At 71.5% G+C, this 21,633-nt stretch carries 21 protein-coding genes; 15 read left to right on the top strand and 6 right to left on the bottom strand.

The genetic code is table 11. The features are described 5' to 3' along the window. The first annotated feature begins 557 nt into the window (after positions 1-557). From BLS95_RS52140 to BLS95_RS52130, 3 genes are all read left to right on the top strand, one after another. A complete protein-coding gene (locus tag BLS95_RS52140; RefSeq protein WP_245765807.1) occupies positions 558-1,517 on the top strand; it encodes a DUF418 domain-containing protein in 960 nt (319 codons plus the stop codon). A gap of 104 nt (positions 1,518-1,621) precedes the next feature. Continuing rightward, entirely contained in the window at positions 1,622-2,050 is a 429-nt protein-coding gene (locus tag BLS95_RS52135) for a hypothetical protein (RefSeq protein ID WP_090947076.1), read from the top strand. A 97-nt stretch (positions 2,051-2,147) separates the two neighbouring features. After that, positions 2,148-3,737 (top strand): hypothetical protein, encoded by a 1,590-nt coding sequence (locus BLS95_RS52130; RefSeq protein WP_143044290.1) that lies wholly within the window; start codon positions 2,148-2,150, stop codon positions 3,735-3,737. A gap of 58 nt (positions 3,738-3,795) precedes the next feature. On the opposite strand, the gene BLS95_RS52125 is transcribed toward BLS95_RS52130, so the two are convergent. Both BLS95_RS52125 and BLS95_RS52120 read right to left on the bottom strand, forming a co-directional pair. Continuing rightward, positions 3,796-4,464 carry an NADPH-dependent F420 reductase gene (locus BLS95_RS52125; protein ID WP_090947074.1) on the bottom strand — a complete coding sequence of 223 codons (669 nt, stop codon included), beginning with the start codon at positions 4,462-4,464 and terminating at the stop codon, positions 3,796-3,798. Beyond that, positions 4,461-5,528, bottom strand: a complete 1,068-nt coding sequence (locus BLS95_RS52120; protein WP_218136437.1) for an LLM class flavin-dependent oxidoreductase — start codon at positions 5,526-5,528, stop codon at positions 4,461-4,463. The genes BLS95_RS52125 and BLS95_RS52120 overlap by 4 nt, the downstream gene beginning before the upstream one ends. A 121-nt stretch (positions 5,529-5,649) precedes the next feature. On the opposite strand from BLS95_RS52120, the gene BLS95_RS52115 reads away from it, so the two are divergent. Continuing rightward, positions 5,650-6,123 carry a MarR family winged helix-turn-helix transcriptional regulator gene (locus BLS95_RS52115; RefSeq protein ID WP_218136436.1) on the top strand — a complete coding sequence of 158 codons (474 nt, stop codon included), beginning with the start codon at positions 5,650-5,652 and terminating at the stop codon, positions 6,121-6,123. 11 nt (positions 6,124-6,134) lie between these two features. On the opposite strand, the gene BLS95_RS52110 is transcribed toward BLS95_RS52115, so the two are convergent. Both BLS95_RS52110 and BLS95_RS52105 read right to left on the bottom strand, forming a co-directional pair. After that, the gene (locus BLS95_RS52110) at positions 6,135-7,208 is read right to left on the bottom strand and encodes a CU044_5270 family protein (protein WP_090947072.1); all 1,074 of its coding nucleotides are present in this window, start codon (positions 7,206-7,208) and stop codon (positions 6,135-6,137) included. Between the two features lie 2 nt (positions 7,209-7,210). Beyond that, positions 7,211-7,846, bottom strand: coding sequence for an RNA polymerase sigma factor (locus BLS95_RS52105; protein ID WP_245765806.1), 636 nt, complete (start codon positions 7,844-7,846; stop codon positions 7,211-7,213). Positions 7,847-8,013: 167 nt separating this feature from the next. On the opposite strand from BLS95_RS52105, the gene BLS95_RS52100 reads away from it, so the two are divergent. The 7 genes from BLS95_RS52100 (at position 8,014) to BLS95_RS52070 (ending at position 16,647) form a co-directional block, all read left to right on the top strand. Continuing rightward, positions 8,014-8,778, top strand: coding sequence for an HpcH/HpaI aldolase family protein (locus tag BLS95_RS52100; protein WP_090947070.1), 765 nt, complete (start codon positions 8,014-8,016; stop codon positions 8,776-8,778). A gap of 165 nt (positions 8,779-8,943) precedes the next feature. After that, positions 8,944-9,399: a hypothetical protein gene (locus BLS95_RS52095; RefSeq protein WP_143044289.1), complete on the top strand. Its 456-nt coding sequence runs from the start codon at positions 8,944-8,946 to the stop codon at positions 9,397-9,399. A gap of 179 nt (positions 9,400-9,578) precedes the next feature. After that, positions 9,579-10,508 carry a CAP domain-containing protein gene (locus BLS95_RS52090; protein WP_090947068.1) on the top strand — a complete coding sequence of 310 codons (930 nt, stop codon included), beginning with the start codon at positions 9,579-9,581 and terminating at the stop codon, positions 10,506-10,508. Positions 10,509-10,700: 192 nt separating this feature from the next. After that, positions 10,701-14,045: a glycosyl hydrolase family 95 catalytic domain-containing protein gene (locus BLS95_RS52085; protein WP_245765805.1), complete on the top strand. Its 3,345-nt coding sequence runs from the start codon at positions 10,701-10,703 to the stop codon at positions 14,043-14,045. 123 nt (positions 14,046-14,168) lie between these two features. Continuing rightward, complete coding sequence (locus BLS95_RS52080) at positions 14,169-15,374, top strand: MFS transporter (RefSeq protein WP_090947067.1); 1,206 nt, start codon at positions 14,169-14,171, stop codon at positions 15,372-15,374. Between the two features lie 43 nt (positions 15,375-15,417). After that, positions 15,418-16,101 (top strand): CGNR zinc finger domain-containing protein, encoded by a 684-nt coding sequence (locus BLS95_RS52075; RefSeq protein ID WP_143044288.1) that lies wholly within the window; start codon positions 15,418-15,420, stop codon positions 16,099-16,101. Positions 16,102-16,149: 48 nt separating this feature from the next. Continuing rightward, positions 16,150-16,647: a cupin domain-containing protein gene (locus tag BLS95_RS52070; protein ID WP_245765804.1), complete on the top strand. Its 498-nt coding sequence runs from the start codon at positions 16,150-16,152 to the stop codon at positions 16,645-16,647. Here the strand turns inward: BLS95_RS52070 and BLS95_RS52065 are convergent. After that, entirely contained in the window at positions 16,642-17,097 is a 456-nt protein-coding gene (locus tag BLS95_RS52065) for a MarR family winged helix-turn-helix transcriptional regulator (RefSeq protein ID WP_090947065.1), read from the bottom strand. The genes BLS95_RS52070 and BLS95_RS52065 overlap by 6 nt on opposite strands. A 60-nt stretch (positions 17,098-17,157) precedes the next feature. On the opposite strand from BLS95_RS52065, the gene BLS95_RS52060 reads away from it, so the two are divergent. Beyond that, entirely contained in the window at positions 17,158-17,553 is a 396-nt protein-coding gene (locus tag BLS95_RS52060; RefSeq protein WP_090947064.1) for a VOC family protein, read from the top strand. Between the two features lie 30 nt (positions 17,554-17,583). On the opposite strand, the gene BLS95_RS52055 is transcribed toward BLS95_RS52060, so the two are convergent. Then, positions 17,584-18,345, bottom strand: a complete 762-nt coding sequence (locus BLS95_RS52055) for a FadR/GntR family transcriptional regulator (RefSeq protein ID WP_245765803.1) — start codon at positions 18,343-18,345, stop codon at positions 17,584-17,586. Positions 18,346-18,514: 169 nt separating this feature from the next. Between BLS95_RS52055 and BLS95_RS52050 the strand changes: the two genes are divergently transcribed. From BLS95_RS52050 to BLS95_RS52040, 3 genes are all read left to right on the top strand, one after another. Further along, positions 18,515-19,765 (top strand): ABC transporter substrate-binding protein, encoded by a 1,251-nt coding sequence (locus BLS95_RS52050; RefSeq protein ID WP_090947062.1) that lies wholly within the window; start codon positions 18,515-18,517, stop codon positions 19,763-19,765. Positions 19,766-19,826: 61 nt separating this feature from the next. Next, the gene (locus tag BLS95_RS52045; RefSeq protein WP_218136435.1) at positions 19,827-20,771 is read left to right on the top strand and encodes a carbohydrate ABC transporter permease; all 945 of its coding nucleotides are present in this window, start codon (positions 19,827-19,829) and stop codon (positions 20,769-20,771) included. Beyond that, positions 20,768-21,583, top strand: coding sequence for a carbohydrate ABC transporter permease (locus tag BLS95_RS52040; protein WP_090947061.1), 816 nt, complete (start codon positions 20,768-20,770; stop codon positions 21,581-21,583). Before BLS95_RS52045 ends, BLS95_RS52040 begins: the two co-directional genes overlap by 4 nt. The last annotated feature ends 50 nt before the right edge of the window (positions 21,584-21,633 follow it).

Genomic DNA, 21,633 nt, shown 5'->3' with positions numbered 1-21,633 from the left:
CTCAAGCGCCTCGCCGCCGGTCAGGATACGGCCTGGACCTTCGAGGACATCGCCCGCCGGATCCGGCGACCGCGGCACCCTCGCCGCTCTACGCGAAACAGCGCCGTGTGGACCTGACCTCCATGATCGAGTCGTCCAACCACCTGTTCAGCACCACCGGCGATCTCCTCGCCTTTCAGCGAGCGCTGCTCGACGGCGAGCTCTTCAGCGACGCCCGCTCACTGGGACTTCTCACCGAGCGTCGCAACCGGCTGCGCAACATCCCCATCCTCCGCTACGGACTGGGCACCATGTTCTTCAGGGTCGGCCGGCTCATGTCACCGGGCGCCGCCCTGTCACGCTCGTCGGTCACTCGGGAGTCACCGGGACCTGGCTCTTCCACTGTCCGGAGCTGGACCTGCACTTGGCCGGCACCGTCGACCAGACCTGGCGAACGTGGGGCTGAAAGTACCGTCGCGGGCCGCGAGACCCGACTTGTGGTCGATGCCCGTACCGGGCGGTCTCCGCAGGATGGGTCCCATGCTCAAGAAAGATCGAATGACCGCTCGGGAGGTCCCGTGACGACCTCCTCCGGCCGGGCGCGGATCGCCGCGCTCGACGTGCTGCGCGGGTTCGTGCTGTGCGAGATCCTGTTCGCCAACATCCAGCTGATGGCCACCGGCGGCACCGCCGTCGCGGCGCTGCCCATGGGCGACGCGGACCCCTGGCTCGGGCTCCCGGTCTTCTCCCTGCTGTTCGGGATCGGGTTCGCGCTGCTGCTGGACTCCGCCGCCGGCCGCGTCCCCCGCCCGCGGCTGGTCCTGCTGCGCCGGCTGCTCGCGCTGCTCGCGATCGGCCTCGTGCACATGCTGCTGTGGCCGGGCGAGATCCTGACCAAGTACGCCGTCGTCGGCTTGGTGGTGCTGCTGCCCTCGACGTGGCTCCCTCGGTGGGCCATGTCCGGCCTCGCCGCCGCGTTCATCGCGGCGGCGCTGGTCGGCGGCGGGGGCGGTCTCCTGCTGATCGCCGGGCTGTTCCTGCTGGGCTCGGCGCTGGTCCGGTACGGGGTGGTCGAGCGGATCGAAGGGTCCACCCTGGGGCCGGTCCTGCTGGGCCTGGCCTTCGGGGCGGGAACGGCCGTGGCCCGGTGGGTGCAGGCCGACGTGCCGCCCGGCGCGGGGTCCTTGACGTCCTCCCTGGCCGACCTGCTGCTCGCCGGCGTGTACGTGTGCGCCCTGCTGGTCCTGCTCAGAACGCCCCTGCGACCGGTGCTGCGGACCCTGTTCGCGCCCCTGGGCCGGATGGCACTGACGAACTACCTGACCGCCACACTCCTCGTCCTGGCTGCGGATCGGATCCTCGGCGTGCCGACCGGCCGGTCCCCGACGGCGGCGTTCCTGACCGCGGGGGCCATCCTGGCGATCCAGTGGTCGTTCGCCACCCTCTGGCTGCGCCGCCACCGCCAGGGTCCCGCCGAGTGGCTCTGGCGCTGGGCCACCTGGGCCCACCGCCCGGCCCCGCGCATCCCCGCGAGCTGAGCCCCCATTGGCCCGGTATCGGAAGCATGGCGTACCGGCCGGCTCGCGGCGTGATTCCCCGCAGGGAATCGCGGTATCGCAGGCCGGGATGCACACTGCTGCGCATGAGCAACGAACTCGACGTCAAGCAGTGGGCCGACCGCTATGTCGCCCAGTGGAACGAGCCGGATCCGGCGCGGCGGAGCGCCCTCATCCGCGAGCTGTGGGCGCCCGACGGGACCCACGTGCTGGTCGACCCGCCCCAGGAGATCCGGGAGGCCGCCGCGGCGCTCGCGTTCCCGGCGCCGGAGCTGGTGGTCCGCGGCCACGACGCCCTGGAGGCCAGGGTGACCCGGGCCTACGAGATGTTCGTCGCCTCGGGCGAGCACGTCTTCGAGGCGGCCGAGGAGCCGCTCCTCCTGATGCCCAACGTGGTCGGCGTCCGCTGGGCGATGGTGTCGACCGGTACGGGCGAGACCCTGGGCGGCGGCCTGGACATCCTGACCGTGGACGGCGACGGCCGGCTGCGCAGCGATCACCAGTTCATCGGGTGAGCCCCGGCGGGTCCCGGCCGGGCGGTGGATCAAGGAGCTCGGAAACACCCTTGCGGCGGACAGGGCGGTCCGGGCATCATGCGACCATGACCATCTCATGGAAGGGCGGCCACCGCCCGGGCCGATGAGCCCCGGCTCGTGGCGGCCGGCCGACGAACGGCCCAGCTTCTTCGCCCACGCGCTGACCATGTCCGCCAGATTCGGCTCCAGTCCCTGGCCCGCCGACGACCTGCCGGACGAGCCCCCCAGGCCGAGCGGCCTGTTCATCTCCAGCACCGTCATGGACGGCATCCGCTCCCATCATTCCGAGCCTCATTCTGACTCCGACACCGTCGAAGAGGCCGCCCGCCTCCTCCAGGCGCTGGCCGAGGCACCGGCTCCGGAGCTGATGTCGGGGCTGCACGACCGCCTGGCGGAGTCCGAGGCGCTCGCGGTCGCCGACGACCTCCTCGACGAGCTCGCACGCCGGCGCCTGCGCGAGGACCGGCTGCGTGCCATCGGGCGGGACCTCGCCGAGTACGGCACCCGCCGCGAGGCCACGAAGATCGGCATCGCGCTGGTCGGGGCCTGCGGCGACGAACGGGACCGCGACCTCCTGCTCCTCCTCGGCTCCCTGGAGGAGTTCACCTTGTACGCGGTGGTCGCGCTGTTGCGCAGCCAGCCCGACGGCCATCGGGCGGTCTACGAGCTGGCCCGCCGGGTCGGCGGCTGGGGCCGCATCCACGCCGTCGAACGGCTGCACGACTGCGACGATCCCGAGATCAAGGACTGGGTGCTGCGCGAGGGCTGGCGCAACTCCATCATGGACGAGTATCTCGCCCCCATCGCCGCCACGACCGGCGGCCTGTACGCCGCCCTGCTCGTCCCGGCCCCCGACGACGGCCTCGTCACGGCGGCGGGCGGCGTGCTGGCCACGCTGGTGCAGGGCGAGTCGGGCCCGAGCACGGGGATCTCCGGCTACGCCGACGCCGTACCGGCCCTGTCGCGCTTCGCCGAGCTGGCGGCGGGCCGCGAGGCGACGCTGGGCCTGGTGAACAACGTGCTCACCATCAGGGCCTACCTCCGCGACGGCGATCCCGGCTGGCCGCGGAAGGACGTACGGGCCCTGCGGCACCGCTACGACCGACTGGCCGCCCGGGACGACTGGCGGGCGATCGTGCTGGCAGGACTGGCCGAGCCGGGCACGGGCACCTTCCGAGCAGCCCTGTCGGCCGCCGAACGCCTGGCCCTCCCGGCGATCCCCCAAGTGATCGCCCACCTGCGGGCCGAACCCGGCGATAATTACTGCTGGTACACCGCCCTCCGGATCGCCGATGCCGCCCAGGCCGCCCAGGTGGTGGAGACCGCGCTGGAGCTGCTGCCGGTGGACGACCTCGCCACCGGCCCTGGCACCGATCAGGGCTTCGGCCCGGAGTACGAGGCCGAGCTGCTCCTGGAGACCGTCGTGGACGGGCTGGGCAGTCGCCCTGGCCTCGGTCTCCCGTTGATCCGGGCGGCTCTGCGCAACCGTGTCGTCCGGCTCCGCTGGTGCGCGCTGCGTGCCCTGGCCGCCTGGCCCGCGATGCCCGACGAGGTCCTCGGCTGGATACGGGAGGCCGCCGACGCGGAACCCGACCCGGATCTCCGCGAGGAGCTGCGGGCCCTCGCCGCCACCGGAACAGGCAGGAAGCGTCGCGTGTCGGGCTAGGGGTGTCGCGGGTGGGCCAAGGGCGTCGCGAGCCGGCTCAGGGGCGTCGCGTGTCGGGCTAGGAGGAAGGGGTCAAGGGGTCGCGGGTGGTCAGGCCGCGGGCGTGGAGCACCGCGCGGCCTCGCTGGGACTCGGCGAAGCGGTCGAGCATGGCGCGTAGTCGCGGCGCGTCGACGTTCGCCCCGAACGGCTCCGTGCCCGGCTCCATGCGCACGCCCTCGGCGAGCGGGCCCGCGATCACCGGATCGAATCCGAGCGCGTCCACGATCGAGCCGACGACGGCGAGGTCGTCCGCGTCGTCTCCGGCGATCGCGACGGCCCGGCGGCCCGGCGTGCCGGCGGGGCTGGGCCCCTCCTCGAGGTCGTGGTAGCCCATGTGGTTGAACGCCTTGACGACCCGGGCACCGGCCAGGAACTCCTGGACGATCTCGCTGGAGGACGTACGGGGATCGGTGAGGTCGTCGCGGACGCCGTCGACCTCCCACCAGTAGTTCATCGCGTCGATCACGAGCTTGCCCCGCAGCGCGTCGGCGGGGAGGTTGCGGTGCTTGCCGAGCGGCAGCGCCAGCACGACCACGTCCGACCGTGCCGCGGCCTCCGCCGTGCTCACCGCGGTCGCGCCGGGCGTGACGACCTCGACGATGAGGGCGATCCGCGCCGGCTCGCCGGACCCCGCGACCAGGCCCGCACCGAGGATGCCGATCGTACGGACCTCGCCCGGCGTCATGACCGCTCCACGGCCGGCGCGCGATCGGCGAGCATGTCGCGCACCATCGGGATCACCTTGGCGCCGTAGAGTTCGACGGCCCGCAGCCGGGCGCCGACCGGCTGGGATCCCGAGCTGTAGATGAGGTCGAAACGTCCGACACCGAGGCTGCGAACGGCACGCGCGATCTTGCGCGCGACCGTCTCCGGCGAGCCGATGTACAGGGAGCCGCGCTCGATCTCGGCGTCGTACTCCGCGCGGCGGATCGGCGGCCAGCCGCGCAGCGCCCCGATCCGGTCGCGGATCACCCGGTAGCGCGGCCAGAACACCTCCCTGGCCTCCTCGTCGGTGTCCGCGACGAAACCCGGCGAGTGCATGCCGACCGGATGCGCGGTCGTGCCGAACTGCTCGGCGGCCCGGCGGTAGAGGTCGATGTGGGGCGCGAACCGCTCCGGGGCGCCGCCGATGATGGCGAGCATGAGCGGCAGGCCGTAGTGCGCGGTGCGGACGACCGACTGGGGCGAGCCGCCGACGCCGACCCAGGTGCTCAGGTGTCCCGACTCGGTCTTGGGGAAGACGTCGGCGTCGGCCAGCGCGGCGCGTACGGTGCCGTTCCAGGTGACGGGCCGCTCGTCGAGCAGCTTGACGAACAGCTCGATCTTCTCCTCGAACAGTACGTCGTAGTCCGCGAGGTCGTAGCCGAACAAGGGGAACGACTCCGTGAAGGAGCCACGGCCGAGGATCGCCTCGGCGCGGCCGTTCGAGAGCGCGTCCACCGTCGCGAAGCGCTGGAACACCCGGACCGGGTCGTCCGAGCTCAGCACCGTCACGCCCGAGGCCAGCCGGATGCGGGAGGTTCGGGTGGCGATGCCGGCGAGCACGGTCGCGGGGGTGGAGATCGAGTATTCGGGGCGGTGGTGCTCGCCCAGCGCGATCACGTCGACGCCGAGCTCGTCGGCCAGAACCGCTTCCTCGACGACCTGGCGGATCGCCGCCGCATGGGAAAGGGGCACTCCGTCGTCGTTCTCCGGCACGTCGCCGAACGTGTCCAGCCCGAATGTGATCTCGGATGCGATATCGGTCACGCGACTCTCCTGCTCCGGTGGCGGGTGATCGCCTCATCGCCACGTGGAGAAAATGATTGACACGTCAATCATGTTCCGCAGATGATTGACGTGTCAATTACCCGGCCTGGAGGTGGTCATCGTGACGCAGCGGAAGCGCCGGCTGCCGACGACCGAGGAACTGCGGATCTGGAGGGACTTCATCGAGACCGCCGAAGCCCTCCGTTCCGAGCTGTCCTCGCGTCTGCAGAGCGAGTCGTCCCTGTCGCCGGGCGACTACGCCGTGATGCTCGCGCTGAGCGAGGCGGACGGGCACCGGCTGCGCCCGTCCGAGCTCGCCGCGACGATCGGCTGGGAGCGCAGCCGCCTGTCCCACCATCTCGGGCGGATGGAACAGCGCGGGCTGGTCCGGCGCGAGGAGTGCGCCACCGACAGCCGGGGAGCCGAGATCGTCCTCACCGCCGGAGGCGCCGAGGCCTTCCGAGGGGCGTCCATCCCGCACCTGCGGGCGGTGCGCGAGCTGTTCGTGGACGCGCTGTCCCCGGGCCAGCTCACCGCGGCGGGCGAGCTGGCGGCCGCGCTCCGGGGGCGCCTGGCGGAGTTGCGGGCCCGGTAGGCAACCGATGCTCAGGGCTTTACGCCAGGTTGATCGGTGATGCCGATACCCAGGCGGACGGCCAGAGTCATGATCGTTCCCTTCTTGATCGTGTAGGAGGGGCCCTGGTAGAGGATCTTCTGGTCTCCTTCCCTGCGGACGCCCGGCTCAGGAGCGGTGTAGTCGGCGCTGGCGAGCGCGCGCTCGCCCAGGTAGGTGTAGGTGGAGCGGTCGAGCAGCAGCTCGTGGCTCACCCAGCCGTTCTCGACCCGGGCCACCGCCACCGCCGGGCGCCCGTCGACGTCGACCGCGTCGGTGTTCACCGTCACTCCGGGGATCTTGGCCATGGCTCCATATACGGCGGCCTCCTGCGCCGGAGGCACCAGGTTCTGGGCGAGCATCGAGCCGAGCAGCCGGTAGGCCTGATTGTGCCGGTCCTCCTCGGATCCGTTCGGGCCGCCGATCACCTTGGCGTACATCCAGCTCAGCAGCGCGTCGGGATCCGTGGGGAGAGAGGCCACCGTGGCGTAGTCCTGCGGGGGCATGGCGCCGCCGGTCGCTGAGCGGACCAGTTCGCCGTTCTCGAAGTAGGCCATCTCCTTGCCGTCGGCCCTGGTCCAGCTCCGGTCCACCCTGGTCTCCAGCGGCGTGTCCGGGGTCTGCACCTCGTCCGTGGTGGCCTTCGGAACGCCTTGCAGGCGCGTCTCGATGTAGACCCACTGGTCAGGCCGGGGAGCGGTGAACGCGCGGTTGCCCGCGGCGGCGGCCGCCCGGCCGAGCAGCGCCTGCGCGTTGGCGACCGGCACCGCGATACCGGGCACGATCGAGTGCGGCGCCTCCACTCCCCCGGGGTTGGCCACCAGCGCGACCGCCGAGATCAGCGCGGCGAGCAGGCCGATCGTGGCGGCCCGCCGGCCCGCCTTGGACAGGCGGGTCCTCCCACCGATGCCGGACAGGCGGATGCGACCGGCGTGCTGAGGCGCCGCCGCCGCGGCCCGGCGGAGGAGCGCGTCCCTGGCGGCGGTGCGGGCCTCCGGGGACGGCGGGGCGGGCTGGGGCCATGCCTGGCGGAGCGCCTCCAGATCGGCCTGCGAGTAGTCACCCATGATCAACGCTCCTTCCTGGTGAGCGCCGGATCCAGTACGGCGCGGATCTTCGTACGGGCGCGGTGCAGCCGCGAGCGGACGGTGCCCGCCGGGATGCCGAGCGCCCTGCCGGCCTCGTCGGAGGTCAGCTCGGCCCAGGCGACCAGCAGCAGCACGTCCCGATCCGCGGCCGGCAACTCGGCCAGCGCCGCCGCCAGCCGGCCGCGGGTGGCCAGGGCGTCGAGCGAGTCCGCCACCCGATCGGCGTGGTCCTCGCCGTTCTCCTCCACCTCTGTCCTGGCCAGCGCCCGGTACTGCCGGATCTCGGTCCGGTGGTGGCGGGAGATCAGGTTCGAGGCGATCCCGTACAGCCAGGGCCGGGCGTCCGGCCGGGACAGGTCGTAGCCGTCGCGCCGGTCGAACGCGATCAGGAACGTCTCGGCGGCGATGTCGTCGGCCAGCGGGCGCGACAGTCGGCGTTCGACGTAGCCGTGAATCGACGCGTGGTGGCGGTGGAACAGCGCGGCGAAGCAGTCCGGCCGCCGTAAGGAGCTCTCGATGAGCGCGGCGTCGCTGTCGTGTTGCGTCATCTGGGTCATGTCGAGGCTCTCGCCATCGCTCTGGGGGTCATCGGCCGCCTTTTCTCTGCGCGAATCCATCGTCCTTTCTTCACCGATGAGCCCGGGAGCGTTCGCGGCCGGTAATCACGTCAGGCCCGCCCGATGCCGGCGATGACGGCGGGCAGCACCTGCGGCATCCTGGACGGCGGGTCGGATCGCCGGGCGGCGCTCGACCAGCCACGTCCTCTCTCCAGGAAGGTCCCGCGTTGACCATCAAGCAGGCGCTCCGCGACGGGGAACTCGTCGTCGGCACGTTCGTCTTCGAGTTCGCGACCAATGGCATCGGCCGGCTGGTGGCGGGAGCGGGGGCACGGTTCGCGATCTTCGACGCCGAGCACACCGGCTGGGGGTGGGAGACGCTCGGCCGGCTCGTGGCGACGACGCGGCCGGCGGGCGTGGAGCCGTACATCAGGGTGCCGACGGCCGAGCACAGCCAGATCTCCCGCGCGCTGGACACGGGCGCGCGCGGTGTCATGATCCCGATGGTGGACTCCGCCGAGCAGGCCCGCGACATCGTACGGTGGGCGAAATACCCGCCCGAGGGCGTGCGCGGCGCGGTCTTCAGCGTGGCCCACGACGACTACGCGACCGGCGACAAGGTCGCCTACATGCGCGCCACGAACGCCGACACCATGGTCATCACCCAGATCGAGACCGTCGCCGGGCTGGAGTCGGTGGAGGAGATCGCCGCCGTCGACGGCGTTGACGTGCTCTGGGTGGGCCAGTTCGACCTGACCAACAGCATGGGCATACCGGGGCAGTTCGACCACCCCGACTTCTTGGCGGCGCTGGACCGCGTGGCCAAGGCGGCGCGGGCGGCCGGCAAATGGGCCGGGTTCATGACGAGCGGCGCGCCGGAGGCCGCCATGGTGGTCGAGCGCGGGTACAGGATGCTCGCCTACAGCGCCGACCTGTGGATCTATCAGACGGCCCTGGGGGCCGGGATACGTGAGATCGGCGCACTCGGCTGACCCCGCCGACCTAGCGGTCCGCGCGCCGACCTCGCTTGAGAAGGAAATGACAGGGGCCAGGCCGTGATTCGGTGGTGAAGCGGAGCTGAAGCCGCCGGCTGCTCCAATGGCGTCAACGTCCCGGGAGGGCTGTCACCTGCCGGGACATCGACGAAGGAGTGAGAGATGACGAACGACGCCAGGCTTCACCCCACTGCCCCCCGGCGAGCGGCCATGAAGGCGGTGTGGGCCGTACCGGCCGCGGCGATGGCGGTCGTGGCCACGCTCGCGTGCGGCACCCCGGCACAGGCGGCGCAGGCGGCGCCCGGCTCGGCGCAGGCGGCGCCCGCCTCGGCGCAGGGCCTGTCGGAGCCCGTCCGGCCGCTCATCAACGAGCGGCGGTGCAACTCCAGCGAGATCCCGCGCCAGATCTGGCTGACCTCGGCGAGCCGCCCGACGCGGTGCTTCGGCGGCACGGTCGGCGGCATCCACATCGGCTCGTTCCCCGTGCAGTGGCTCTCGTCGGGGGACTACACGGGGACGATCGCGTGCCTCGGCGGCTGGAGCCTGCGCTTCAACCCGGGCACGGATGTCCTGCTGAACAGGACGTGCACCTATCTCGAGATCCGTCACGGCAGCTGACGCCCGGCGCGGGGCCTCTTCGGAGCCCTGGAGCCGGGTCTCCGTGTGTCACAGCGCCCTCACAAGGCGCTACGGTTGACGCAAATCACAGGCGAATTGTCCGATTTTTCGTGACAAATTGGTAACGGAGCCGACAGAATGCGGGACCACGAACGTCTCCCGCCTCTGGAGGAATCCCCATGCGTAGACCCCTTGGGGTCCTCGCCGCCGTACTCGGCCTCGCCGCCTGCGCCCCGTCTCCCGGCGGGGCGCAGGGCGGCGCCGCGACGTCCGAGGCGACCGCACCGGCCACACCAGCCGACGGCGCGGCGCCCGACCCCACACCCAGCCGGACGCCGACCGTGGAGCCGGTGGCCGAGTCGGACGAGTGCCGCGTGAGCGTGACCCGGCCGGGTGTCTCCGCGCTCAGGATCCAGACCTCGGCCGCCCGCCGGGGCTGCGTGCATCCGGCGCTGCTGCGGATCCGGATCAAGCGGGCGGTGCCCGGCGACGATCCGGTGATCAAGAGCGGTGCCGCGAAGAGCGGCCGCGTCGCCCTGAAACTGCCCTGCGAGCCGGGCACCTACTACGCGGTCGCCACCGACTACCGGGGCCGCACCACCAGGTCCAAGGCCGTACGGCTGACCTGCGTCACCCCGGCCCCCACCCCCGCCGCCACGCCGCACCCGGCCCGCACGGCGCAGTCACCGGCCCCCGAAGGGGACGCGCCCGGCCCGTCCGTCGGCACGGCCCTGGAGAACGAGGTCGTCCGGCTGACCAACGCCGAGCGCGCCAAGGGCGGCTGCGGGCCGCTCAAGCACGACGCGCGGCTGCGCACGGCGGCGCACGGGCACTCGGCCGACATGGCGAAGAACGACTACTTCGATCACGACTCCCAGGACGGCCGCGACATGACCGACCGCATCCGCGCGGCCGGCTTCACCGGCTCGGCCTGGGCCGAGAACATCGCCATGGGCCAGCCGTCGGCGAAGGCGGTGGTCCAGACCTGGATGGAGAGCGACGGCCACCGGGAGAACATCATGAACTGCTCCTACACCCTCATCGGGGTGGGCGCGGCGAAGAACCCCCAGGGCGAGCTCTACTGGACGCAGGACTTCGCCGCCCCCTGATCCCCTGGCCGACAAAGGCGGGCGGGCGGCCCCGCCGACAGTCATCCGATCTTCGGTCCACCGCGCACGACGGGCGGGACTGCCGTCCCGGGCGCGCGTGTCGTTCCGGATACATCGGATGTAAGCTCTTGTTAAAGCGGCATTTCGGTGCTATCTCCTAGGTCAAGATTGCCATGTGATCGGAGAACACCCGTGCCCCACCCTCTTCGGCGGCGCGTCAGCTCGGCCTTGGTCGCCGCACTGATGCTCGCCACCGGTTTATCCGCCCCCGCCGCGGAAGCCGCCGACAACCCTCACACACCCGATGATTTGACCCTCTGGTACGACAAGCCCGCCACCGACTGGGAGACCCAGGCGCTGCCCATCGGCAACGGCCCGCTGGGCGCGAAGGTGTTCGGCGGCGTGGCGTCGGAGCAGCTCCAGTTCAACGAGAAGACGTTGTGGACCGGCGGCCCCGGCGTCTCCGGCTACGACTTCGGCAACTGGCGGACGCCGCGGCCGGGCGCCATCGCCGAGGTGCAGGAGCGGATCGACCGCGAAGGCCGGGTGTCGCCGAACGAGGTGGCCGCCAAGCTGGGCCAGCCCAAGACGGGCTTCGGGGCGTACCAGACGTTCGGCGAGCTGTTCCTCGACTTCGCCGGCGCGCCCCAGCAGCCGGCCGACTACCGCCGCGAGCTGAGCCTGCGCGAGGCGGTCGCGCGCGTCGGCTACACCGCCGACGGGGTGCGGTACACGCGCGAGTACTTCGCCAGCAACCCCGGCAACGTCATCGTCGGCAGGATCGCCGCCGACCAGGGCGGCAAGGTGTCGTTCACGCTGCGGCACACTTCGCCGCGCAACGACAAGACCGTCACCGCCGCCGGCGGCCGGCTCACCATCCGCGGCCGGCTGAGCAGCAACCGGATGAACTTCGAGGCCCAGGTCCAGGTGATCGCCCAGGGCGGCACCCGTACCGACGCCGGCGACAGGATCACCGTCACCGGTGCCGACAGCGCCGTGTTCGTGCTGTCGGCCGGCACCGACTACGCCGGCACCTACCCCGCCTACCGGGGTGAGGACCCGCACGCCAAGGTCACCGCCGCGGTGGACGCCGCCGCCTCCAAGGGCTACGGCGCGCTGCGCGAGGCGCACGTGGCCGACTACCGCAAGCTGTTCGACCGGGTGCGGCTCGACCTCGGCGGATCCGTCCCGGCCGTCCCCACCGACCAGCTGCGCAGGAACTACACCGGCGGCGCCTCCGCCGACGACAGGGCGCTGGAGGCGCTGTTCTTCGCCTACGGCCGCTACCTGCTGATCGCCTCCTCGCGGGAGAACGATCTCCTGCCCGCCAACCTGCAGGGCGTGTGGAACAACTCCACCAGCCCGCCGTGGTCGGCCGACTACCACGTCAACATCAACCTGCAGATGAACTACTGGCTCGCCGAGCAGACGAACCTGCACGAGACCACCGAGCCGTACGACCGCTACATCTCGGCCATGGTCGAGCCCGGCCGCAAGACGGCGCAGGACATGTACGGCGCCCGCGGCTGGGTGGTCAACAACGAGACCAACCCCTTCGGCTTCACCGGCGTGCACGACTACGCCGCCTCCTTCTGGTTCCCCGAGGCCGCCGCCTGGACCACCCAGCACCTGTACGACAGCTACCGCTTCACCGGCGACACCGGCTACCTGCGGGAGACCGCGTACCCGGTGATCAAGGGCGCGGCCGAGTTCTGGCTGGACTTCCTCTACACCGACCCGCGCGACGGCAAGCTGGTCGTCTCGCCGAGTTTCTCCCCCGAGAACGGTCAGTTCTCCGCCGGCGCGTCGATGTCGCAGCAGATCGTCCGCGAGGTGTTCACCAACGCCCTCGCCGCGGCGAAGAAGCTCAAGGTGGACCAGGACTTCCAGGCCGAGGTGAGCGCGGCCCTGGCCAAGCTCGACCCGGGCCTGCGCATCGGCTCCTGGGGCCAGCTCCAGGAGTGGAAGACCGACTGGGACAACCCGAACGACACCCACCGGCACGTCTCCCACCTGTACGCCCTGCACCCCGGCAACCAGATCACCCCTGGTAGCCCGGAGGCCGCGGCGGCCAAGGTCTCGCTGAACGCCCGCGGCGACGGCGGCACCGGCTGGTCCAAGGCCTGGAAGATCAACTTCTGGGCGCGGCTGCTGGACGGCGACCACGCCCACCAGATGCTCGCCGAGCAGCTCAAGAGCTCCACGCTGGACAACCTGTGGGACACCCACCCGCCCTTCCAGATCGACGGCAACTTCGGCGCCACCTCCGGCGTCGCCGAGATGCTGCTGCAGAGCCAGCACGACGTGGTGCACGTGCTGCCCGCGCTGCCGTCCACCTGGCGTGACGGCTCGGTGTCGGGTCTGCGTGCCCGCGGTGACGTCACCGTGGACGCCGCCTGGAAGGACGGCGCCCCCGCCACCGTCACCGTGCGTCCCGGCAAGACCGGCCCGATCAAGGTCAAGTCGTCGTTCATCGCCGGCCGCTACCGCGTCTACGACGAGCAGGGTCACGAGGTCGGCCCGCACCGCGACGGCGACACCCTGAGCTGGAACGCCCGCGCCGGCAAGGCGTACACCATCCAGAACGAGGCCGCCGTCGCCCTGAAGGCGCCCGACACGGCCAGTCCGGGCAGCCCGTTCCAGGCCGAGGTCACCGTGACCGCCACCCGCCGCCGCGCGGTGCCGGCGGGCGACGTGACGCTCACCGCCCCGCAGGGCTGGACCGTCGAACCGGCCACCCGCCACCTGCCCGCCACGACCCCCGGCAAGACGCGGACCGCCGTCTTCACCGTCACCCCGGGACCGGCGGACGGCTCACGGCGGGCGGTGCTGTCGGCGGCGGTCGCCGGGGACTCCTGGAAGGGCGCGGCCACCGCCGTGCTCGCCCTGGAGCCCTGCGCGCCGGCCCAACCCGGCTCGCGCCTGGTCGCCTGGGACCCGAAGGAGGGCGGCACGGTCGCCGACACCTCCGGCCACGGCCGCAACGCCACCGTCACCGGCGGTGCGGCGGTCTACGACGCCACCGCGCCGACCGGCAGCGGGCTGCGGCTGGACGGGAACACGTACCTGACGACCGGCGCGACCACGCTCGGGCTGGTGCGGGAGGCCACGTTCGCGACCGAGGTCATGATCGGCGGCAGTGGCTACCGGCGGCTGTTCGACTCGCAGCCGTCCGGCGACCCGGGCACCGACGGCGTGCTCATCGACATCACCCCGGACAACAGGCTGCGCTTCATCGGCGCGGGGGCCAACGTCGGGCTGAACACCACCCTGCCCACCGGCCGCTGGATCGACGTGGTGGTCACCCTGGACCGGACCGGCGCGGTCACCGCGTACGTGGAGGGCGAGCGCAGGGCCACGGCCCAGGTCAGCGCGGACGGCATCACCGGCTGCGCCTCCCGCCCGTTGCGCTTCGGAGCCGACCAGAACGGCGGGCAGCGGCTGACCGGCGGCGTGGACCGTGCCGCCGTGCTCGCGCGGGCGCTGACCGCCGAGGAGGTGACGAACTGGCGGAACCTCGCCTTCCCGGCGTCTTGAACGACGACCGCCCTACCGTCTAAATTGGTTTAGGGGGCAGCTCAAGCTCATCGAATGCTGAGCGTTCGCTGCTTGAGCTACCTCCATAATCGAAGATGGTGGTGACCCGGTCCGGGAGGCAGCATGCGAGAACGGTTCGGAAGCAGGTCGGCGATCGTCGCTCTGATCGCCATGACCCTGGCGGTGTTCCTCTACGTCACGACCGAGGCGCTGCCCATCGGCCTGCTCCCCTCGATCGCGAAGGACCTCGGCACCAGCGCGTCGGCGGTCGGGCTGCTGGTCACCGCGTACGGCCTGATCATCGTGGTGGCCACGCTGCCGCTCACGCGGCTGGCTCGCCGGCTCCCCCGGCGGCGGCTGCTGTGCCTCCTGCTGGCCGTCTTCGTCGTGGCGACCTGCCTGTCGGCGGTGGCGTGGGACTACTGGCTGCTCATGGCGGCCCGGATGGTGACCGCGCTGAGCCAGGCGGTGTTCTGGGCCGTCGTGACACCGGCCGTCGCCGGCCTGTTCCGGGCCGAGGCCCGCGGCCGGGCCGTGTCGATCCTGTACGCCGGCGCCTCCACCGCGACGCTGGCCGGCATCCCGGCCGGCACGTGGCTCGGCCAGCAGACCGACTGGCGGACGGCGTTCCTGGCGCTCAGCGGCCTGGGCCTGCTCGCGCTGGTCACCGTCATGGTCGCCCTGCCCGGCATGCCGCCCGGGCAGGGCGCGGCGGAGCGGGGCAGCGCCCCCGACCGCGGCCGGTACCTGTCGATCGTGGCCACCACGGCGGTGGCGGTCACCGGCGCGTTCACGGCGTTGACCTACATCAGCCCGTTCCTGACCGGCGTCAGCGGCTTCGCCGAGTCGTCGGTCGGCCCTCTGCTGCTGGTCCGCGGGATCGCGGGCCTGGCCGGCGTGTTCGTGGTCGGCTACCTCATCGACCGCCACGGCTGGCTCACCATGACCGGGCTCGTCGGCCTGCAGGCGCTCGCGCTCGCCGGCCAGTACGCGTTCGGCGCCTCCCAGGTCGCGACCGTCGTCGCGATCTCCCTGTCCGGTTTCACGCTCGCGGGGCTGACCGCCGCCCTGGGCGCGCGGGTGCTCGTGTACGCGCCCGGCGAGTCGGTCATGGCCAGTGCCGCTACCTCCACGGCGTTCAACGTGGGCATCACCGTGGGCGCGTTCCTCGGCAGCGTGCTGCTGCCCGGCCCGGGCCCGCGCGGCACGGTGCTCGTCGGGGCGCTGCTCAGCCTGGCGGCGTTCGCCGTCGTACTGGCCGAACCCCGGTTCGCCCACCGGCCGAAGCCCGCCGGGGAGCCGCTGCTGGAGACCACCGGGGTCGCGTGATGCTGCAACCTGTGTCACCCCCTTAGGGAGTAGCCTGGTGGGCATGCCACTCGACGTGTGCCGGCTGCCTCTGGTCGGCGGACATCCCGCACTCGACCTGGTCAACACGGTCGAACGCGGAGCACCGCTCGACGGCGAGCCGCCCCATGACTATCTGACCGACGCCTCCGCGCTGCTGCGCTGGACGGTCAGGGCGGGCCTGATCAGCGACGCGGAGGCCGACCGGGCCGGTGCGGTGTGGCGCGAGGATCCCGCGGCGGCGCAGGCGGGGCTGGCCGCCGTACGCGACCTCCGGGAGGGGCTGCACCTCGTGCTGCTGGCGGCGATCCAGCCCTCGGCGGGCGACCCGGATGGCCCCGGCGAGGGCGACCCGATCGCGGCCGGGGCCGCGCTGGTCAGGCTGCACGAGCGGTGGTCCGGGGCGGCCGCCCGGGCGACGTTGGTGCTCGACAGGGGCGACCCGCCCCGGATCAGGCTCACCTACGGCACCGTGCCGGCCATGCTCATACCCGACCGGATCGCCGAGACCGCGCTCGACGTGCTGCGGACGGCCGACCTGACCCGGGTGCGCCGCTGTCCCGTCCCCGAGGGCGGCTGCGGGTGGCTGTTCCTCGACCAGAGCCGCAACGGCTCCCGCCGCTGGTGCCGCATGGCCGACTGCGGCACCGCGGCCAAGTCCCGCCGGCTCACCGAGCGCCGCCGCGCCGCGCGGGCGGGCACCCCGTAGCCCTGCGCTCACCCACGGAAGGTCCTTGTCACACTTCGGGGTGCTGTCTTGTCTGAGCTGGTAGACGGCCGGATCGAGCCGGCCACCACCCGCGAAGGAGACCTGATGAGCACCGATCACGCGCACGCTCACCACCTGGACAACCCCGACAAGAGCGGGCCGCCGCCGCAGATCGACGTGGTCCACACCGTGCCGGGCGCGCCGCCGGCGCCGGAGGGCGCGGAGGCGATGACGATCCTGGTCACGTTGCCGCCGAAGAGCCCCGGCGCGCCGCCTCACCGGCACTCCGGGCCCGCGTACGGCTACGTGATCAAGGGGGCCATCGCCTTCGAGCTCGAAGGCGAGCCCGTACGGGTCGTGCGGGCGGGCGAGGCGTTCTGGGAGCCCGGTGGCGACGTGATCCACTACCAGGACGGCAACCACCTCGACGACGAGGAGTCGGCGTTCGTGGTGACGATGTTCTGCGCGCCCGGGCAGCCGATGTTGACCGTGGTCGGCCCGGAGGAGCTGGAAGCCCGGCGGGACCGCCGCGCCCCGCGGTCATGACCGCGGCCGCTCCCCGCCGGGTTGGCGGGTGAAGAGCTTGAGTGCGAGTCCGCGCAGCTGCTCGCGCTCGTCCGCCGTCAGCGGGGCGAGGGTGTCCCGCTCGACGTCGGCGATCACGCGGCGCGCCCGCTCCAGGGCCGCCCGCCCAGCGGAGGTCAGGGTCACCTGGTAGCGCCGCCGGTCGGCCGGGTCCCGCTCGCGCTCGGCCAGCCGCGCGCCGATCAAATCGTCCATGAGGCGGACCATGTCACTCGGGTCGAGGCCGAGCCTGTCACCGATCAGCCGCTGCGTGGCGGGGCCGAAGTCGTCCAGGGCGCTCAGGACCGCGAAGGGCCACAGCCCGAACCCCATCTCCGCCGACAGCCGGTCGGCGACCGCGCGCCGGTGGATGACGGCGACCTTGTGCAGGGTGAACGTCGTGATGGCCAGCAGTGACGGCGGCAGATCCATGTCCGCTAGTGTAGGTACACACCAATCATTGGTATTCACCAACTATTAGGAGTGGCCGCCATGGACGTCCTCTATCCCCGCCTGCTGGTCCGCGACTTCCCCTCCGCCGTCGCCTTCTACCAGGGCGTGCTGCGCGAGCTGCTGGGCGTCGAGCCGGTCAAGGTCCTGCCCGAGCACGGGTACGCCAACTGGGACGTCGACGGCCAGGCGGCCCTCGTCCTGTACGGTCGCGAGGCCATCACGCAGGTCACCGGCTCACCGGACCCGGGTGCCGCCGGGGACACGGCGATGCTGGTCATGAAGGTGGACGACGTGGACGAGGCCGCCGGCTGCCTGGTCCGGCACGGGGCGGTCGAGGTGGCGCCGCCCCAGGACCGCCCGGAGTGGGCGCCCGGCCTGCGTACGGCACACCTGCGTGACCCGGAGTCCAACCTGATCGAGCTCCAGTCGTACTGACCTGGGAGCAGCAGTGGCCACGGCCGAAAGTCAGGCGCCGTCAGGCTCGGCGGTGCGTGCCCAGAGCGACTTCATCTCGGCGAACCCCTGCTCCATGATGCCCACCATGGCCCGCCTGGCCCGCTCGCCGTCGCGCCGCTGGATCGCCTGGGCCACGTCGGTGTGCAGCCGCAGCGCCTCCTCGTCCGGATAGTGCGGCATCAGGTGGTAGTGGTGCCGGCCGGCGAGCACCTCGGCGACGATCAGCTGCAGCTTCGCGAACATCTCGTTGCCGGAGGCGGCCAGCAGCCGCCGGTGGAAGTCGATGTCCAGGGTGAGGAAGCGCGCCTCGTCACCGGCCTTGCCGGCGGCCCACATCTTGGCCGCGAGCCCCACCAGCTCGCTCGCCTCGTCGTCGTCGATCCGCTCCGCGGCCAGCCAGGCGGCGTACGGCTCGATCGCGGTCCGCAGCTCGGTGATCGAGCGCATCTGCGCCATCCGGCCGTCCGAGGCCAGCCGCCAGCGGATCACCTGCGGATCGAAGACGCTCCACGCCTCGGCGGGCTGGATCATGATCCCGACCCGGCGCCGGGTCTCGATGAGCCCCATGGACGCGAGCACCCGCAGCACCTCGCGGATCACCGAGCGGGAGACCTGATAGCGGTCGACCAGGTCGTCGATGCTCTGGACGGAACCCGCGGCCACGTCGCCGCTGCAGATGGCGGTGCCGAGGTGGTCGAGGACGCGTGCGTGCAGCCCGGCCTCGGCAGCGGGGGGCTGGGTGGGTGCGCCCCCTGGGAAGGACTGCTTCACGCGATAAAGCATATCAGTTGGCGGTTAACCCTTGAATAAGTCCGCTTTTTTGTCCTAGCATCCCGGCATTAAACAGACGTTACAAAAAGCGCTCTCCGGGAGGGCGGCGGCCGTGACAGAAAGGCGAGATGGCGTGCGACGTCGATCGGCATTCGGTATCTCTCTGGCCGTGGTTGCCGCCGTGAGCCTGTCGGCCTGCGGCGGTGGCGACGGCGGCGGCGGGTCCACGACGATCCGGGTCACGCTGGCCAACCACGTGTGGACCGACAACGTCAAGAAGGCGCTGCCGGAGTTCGAGAAGCAGACCGGGCTCAAGGTCGAGGTCACCCAGCTCGGCGAGGACCAGCTCTCCGACCAGTACAACGTCAAGCTGAACGCCGGCTCCTCCGACATCGACGTGATGATGTACCGCCCCCTGCAGGAGGGCAGGCTCTTCGCCAGGAACAAGTACCTGGCCGACCTGTCGGCCCAGGTGAAGTCCAACGCGGGCTGGAACTTCGGCGACTTCCAGGCCGGGCCGATGGAGGCCACCACGTACGAGGGCAAGCCGGTCGGCATCCCGATCATCACCGAGCAGGAGGTCCTCTACTACCGCAAGGACCTGCTCGACAAGGCCGGGCTGAGCGCCCCGCCGAAGACCCTCGACGAGCTGAAGGCCGCCGCCGCCAAGATCAAGGCGGCCGAGCCGGACGTCGCGGGCTTCGTCGCCCGTACCGGAAAGTCGGCGGCGGTCACCCAGTTCTCCAGCTTCCTCTACAGCTTCGGCGGCGACTTCGTCGACGGCGGCGGCAAGGCGGCGGTCAACAGCGACGCGGCCAAGCAGGCGTACGCCTTCTACGGGGCGCTGATCAAGGACTCCGGCCCGGCGAACGTCAGCACCGACATGGGCTGGCCCGAGGCGATGGCCATCTTCACCCAGGGCAAGGCCGCCTTCTACACCGAGGCGAACTCGCTCTACAAGAACGCCACCGACCCGGCCAAGTCCAAGGTCGCGGACCAGGTCGGCTTCGCGCCGTTCCCGGCCGGCCCGGCCGGGTCGAAGCCGTACAACATCCCGTCGTGGGCGCTGGGCATCAACGCCGGCTCGGAGAACACGGCCAACGCCTGGAAGTTCATCGAGTGGGCCACCGGCAAGGAGCAGACGCTCGCCCAGCAGAAGTCGGGCGTGCCGGGCGCCCGTACGTCGGTCTGGGCCGACCCCGAGGGCACCGCGGGGTTCCCGGAGGACCTGGTGGCGGCGATCGAGGCCAGCACCAAGACCGGGGTGGGCCACGACCGGCCGCAGGTCATCAAGGTCGCCGAGGCCAGGGAGGTGGTCGGCCAGCCGCTCGTGGACGCGATCACCGGTAAGGACGCGGCGGCTGCCGCGGACACGGCCAACACCGCGTTCCAGGCGTTCCTGGACGACGAGGCCAGGTAAGCGGCACCCGCGCGGTGACGGGATAGCGCGCCCGTCACCCGCCCACCCCTTGGAGACCTCAATGGCAACGATCACCACGACCAGGACGCCGCGCGGCGCCCCCGCCGTCCCCGTGACACCCGGCTGGGCGCGCTGGGTCAACGACCACCGCAAGTGGCTCTTCGCCGCGCCCGCGATGGTCTTCGTCGCCGCGCTGCTCGTGTTCCCGCTGGCCTGGACGGGCTATCTCAGCCTGACCGACGCCGAGGGATCGGTCCGCGCGGAGAGCGAGTTCGTGGGCCTGCGGAACTATCTCGACGTGCTCTCCGACACCGACCGGTTCTGGCCCGCCGTCGGGCGGACCGCCACGTTCACCGTGGCCGCGCTGCTGTTCGAGGTGGTCCTCGGGATGGCGATCGCGCTGCTGCTCTGGCGGCCGTTCAAGGGGCAGCGGTGGGTCCGGGTCGCCATCCTGCTGCCGCTCGTCGCCACCCCGGTCGCGGTCGGCATGATGTGGCGGCTCATCTTCGACCCGAACATCGGCCTGGCCAACCAGGTGCTCGGCTGGTTCGGCGTCGGGCCGCAGCCGTGGCTCGCCGGCCAGCACTCGGCGCTGCCCACCACGATCTTCATCGACGTGTGGCAGTGGACGCCGATGGTGGTGCTGATCCTGCTCGCCGGGCTCACCTCGCTGTCGGAGGAGCCGCAGGAGGCGGCGCGCATCGACGGCGCCGGCACCTGGCAGCGGTTCCGGCACGTCACCCTGCCGCTGCTGATGCCCACGCTGACCGTGGCGGTCCTGCTGCGCGGCATCGACGCGCTGAAGACCTTCGACCTGCTCTACTCCACGAAGGGCCGCGGCGGCGGCTCGTTCCACGAGGTGGAGACGCTCAACGTCTATGCCTACGGCCTCAGCTTCGACTACAACGAGTACGGCGTCTCCTCCACCGTCCTCATCCTCTTCTTCCTCATCATCATCGGGGCGATGTGGGCCCTGACCGCCCGGCGCAAGGAGGCACGGCGATGAGGCCCAGGGCCGCGTACCGGGTGTTCCGGGTGGTGGCGCTCACCTTGGTGGTGCTCGTCCTGGTCGCGCCGCTGCTCTGGATGATCTCCGCGTCGCTCAAGACCAACGTCGACATCTACGACCCGGACAAGGCGCTGGCCTTCTCCCCCACCCTGGCCAACTACGCCAAGGTGCTCCAGCAGGCGAACTACGTCGAGTTCATCGTCAACAGCCTCTGGGTCGCCTTCGCCGCCACCGTGGCGTCGCTGGTCCTCGGCCTGCCGGCGGCCTATTCGATGAGCCGGTTCAACATGAGGAAGTCCGCGCTGGTGGTGCTGATGGCCCGGGTCATCCCCGGGGTCTCGCTCCTGGTGCCCTGGTACTACGTCTTCTCCAACCTGAAGATGGTCGGGGGCTTCGGGGTGCTGATCATCAGCCACATGTTCGTCTCGCTGCCGCTGGTGGTCTACATCATGATGGGCTATTTCGACAGCCTGCCCGCGGAGCTGGAGGAGGCGGCGCTGGTCGACGGGCTCACCCACGTCGGCGCGTTCCGGCGCATCACCCTGCCGCTGTCCCTGCCCGGCATCGCCACCGCCGGTATCCTGTCCTTCATCTTCTCCTGGAACAACTTCATGTTCGCGCTCGTGCTCTCCGACGCCGACACCAAGACCCTGCCGGTGGCGATCTTCGACTTCGTCGGCTACGCCAGCATCGACTGGGGCGGCCTGATGGCCGCGGCCACCGTGGTCACCCTGCCGATCATGGTGATCGCCCTGTTCGTACAGAAATATGTGGTCTCCGGGCTGACCGCCGGCGCGACCAAGGGCTGACCCGCGCCGGCCCTCTCGCGTGCTCAGATACCGCCTCTCCCGGCCCCGCG

Origin of the sequence: Nonomuraea jiangxiensis (assembly GCF_900099965.1) — a bacterium.
Taxonomy (GTDB): Bacteria; Actinomycetota; Actinomycetes; order Streptosporangiales; family Streptosporangiaceae; genus Nonomuraea; species Nonomuraea jiangxiensis.
This window is presented reverse-complemented; position numbering and strand designations above follow the sequence as displayed.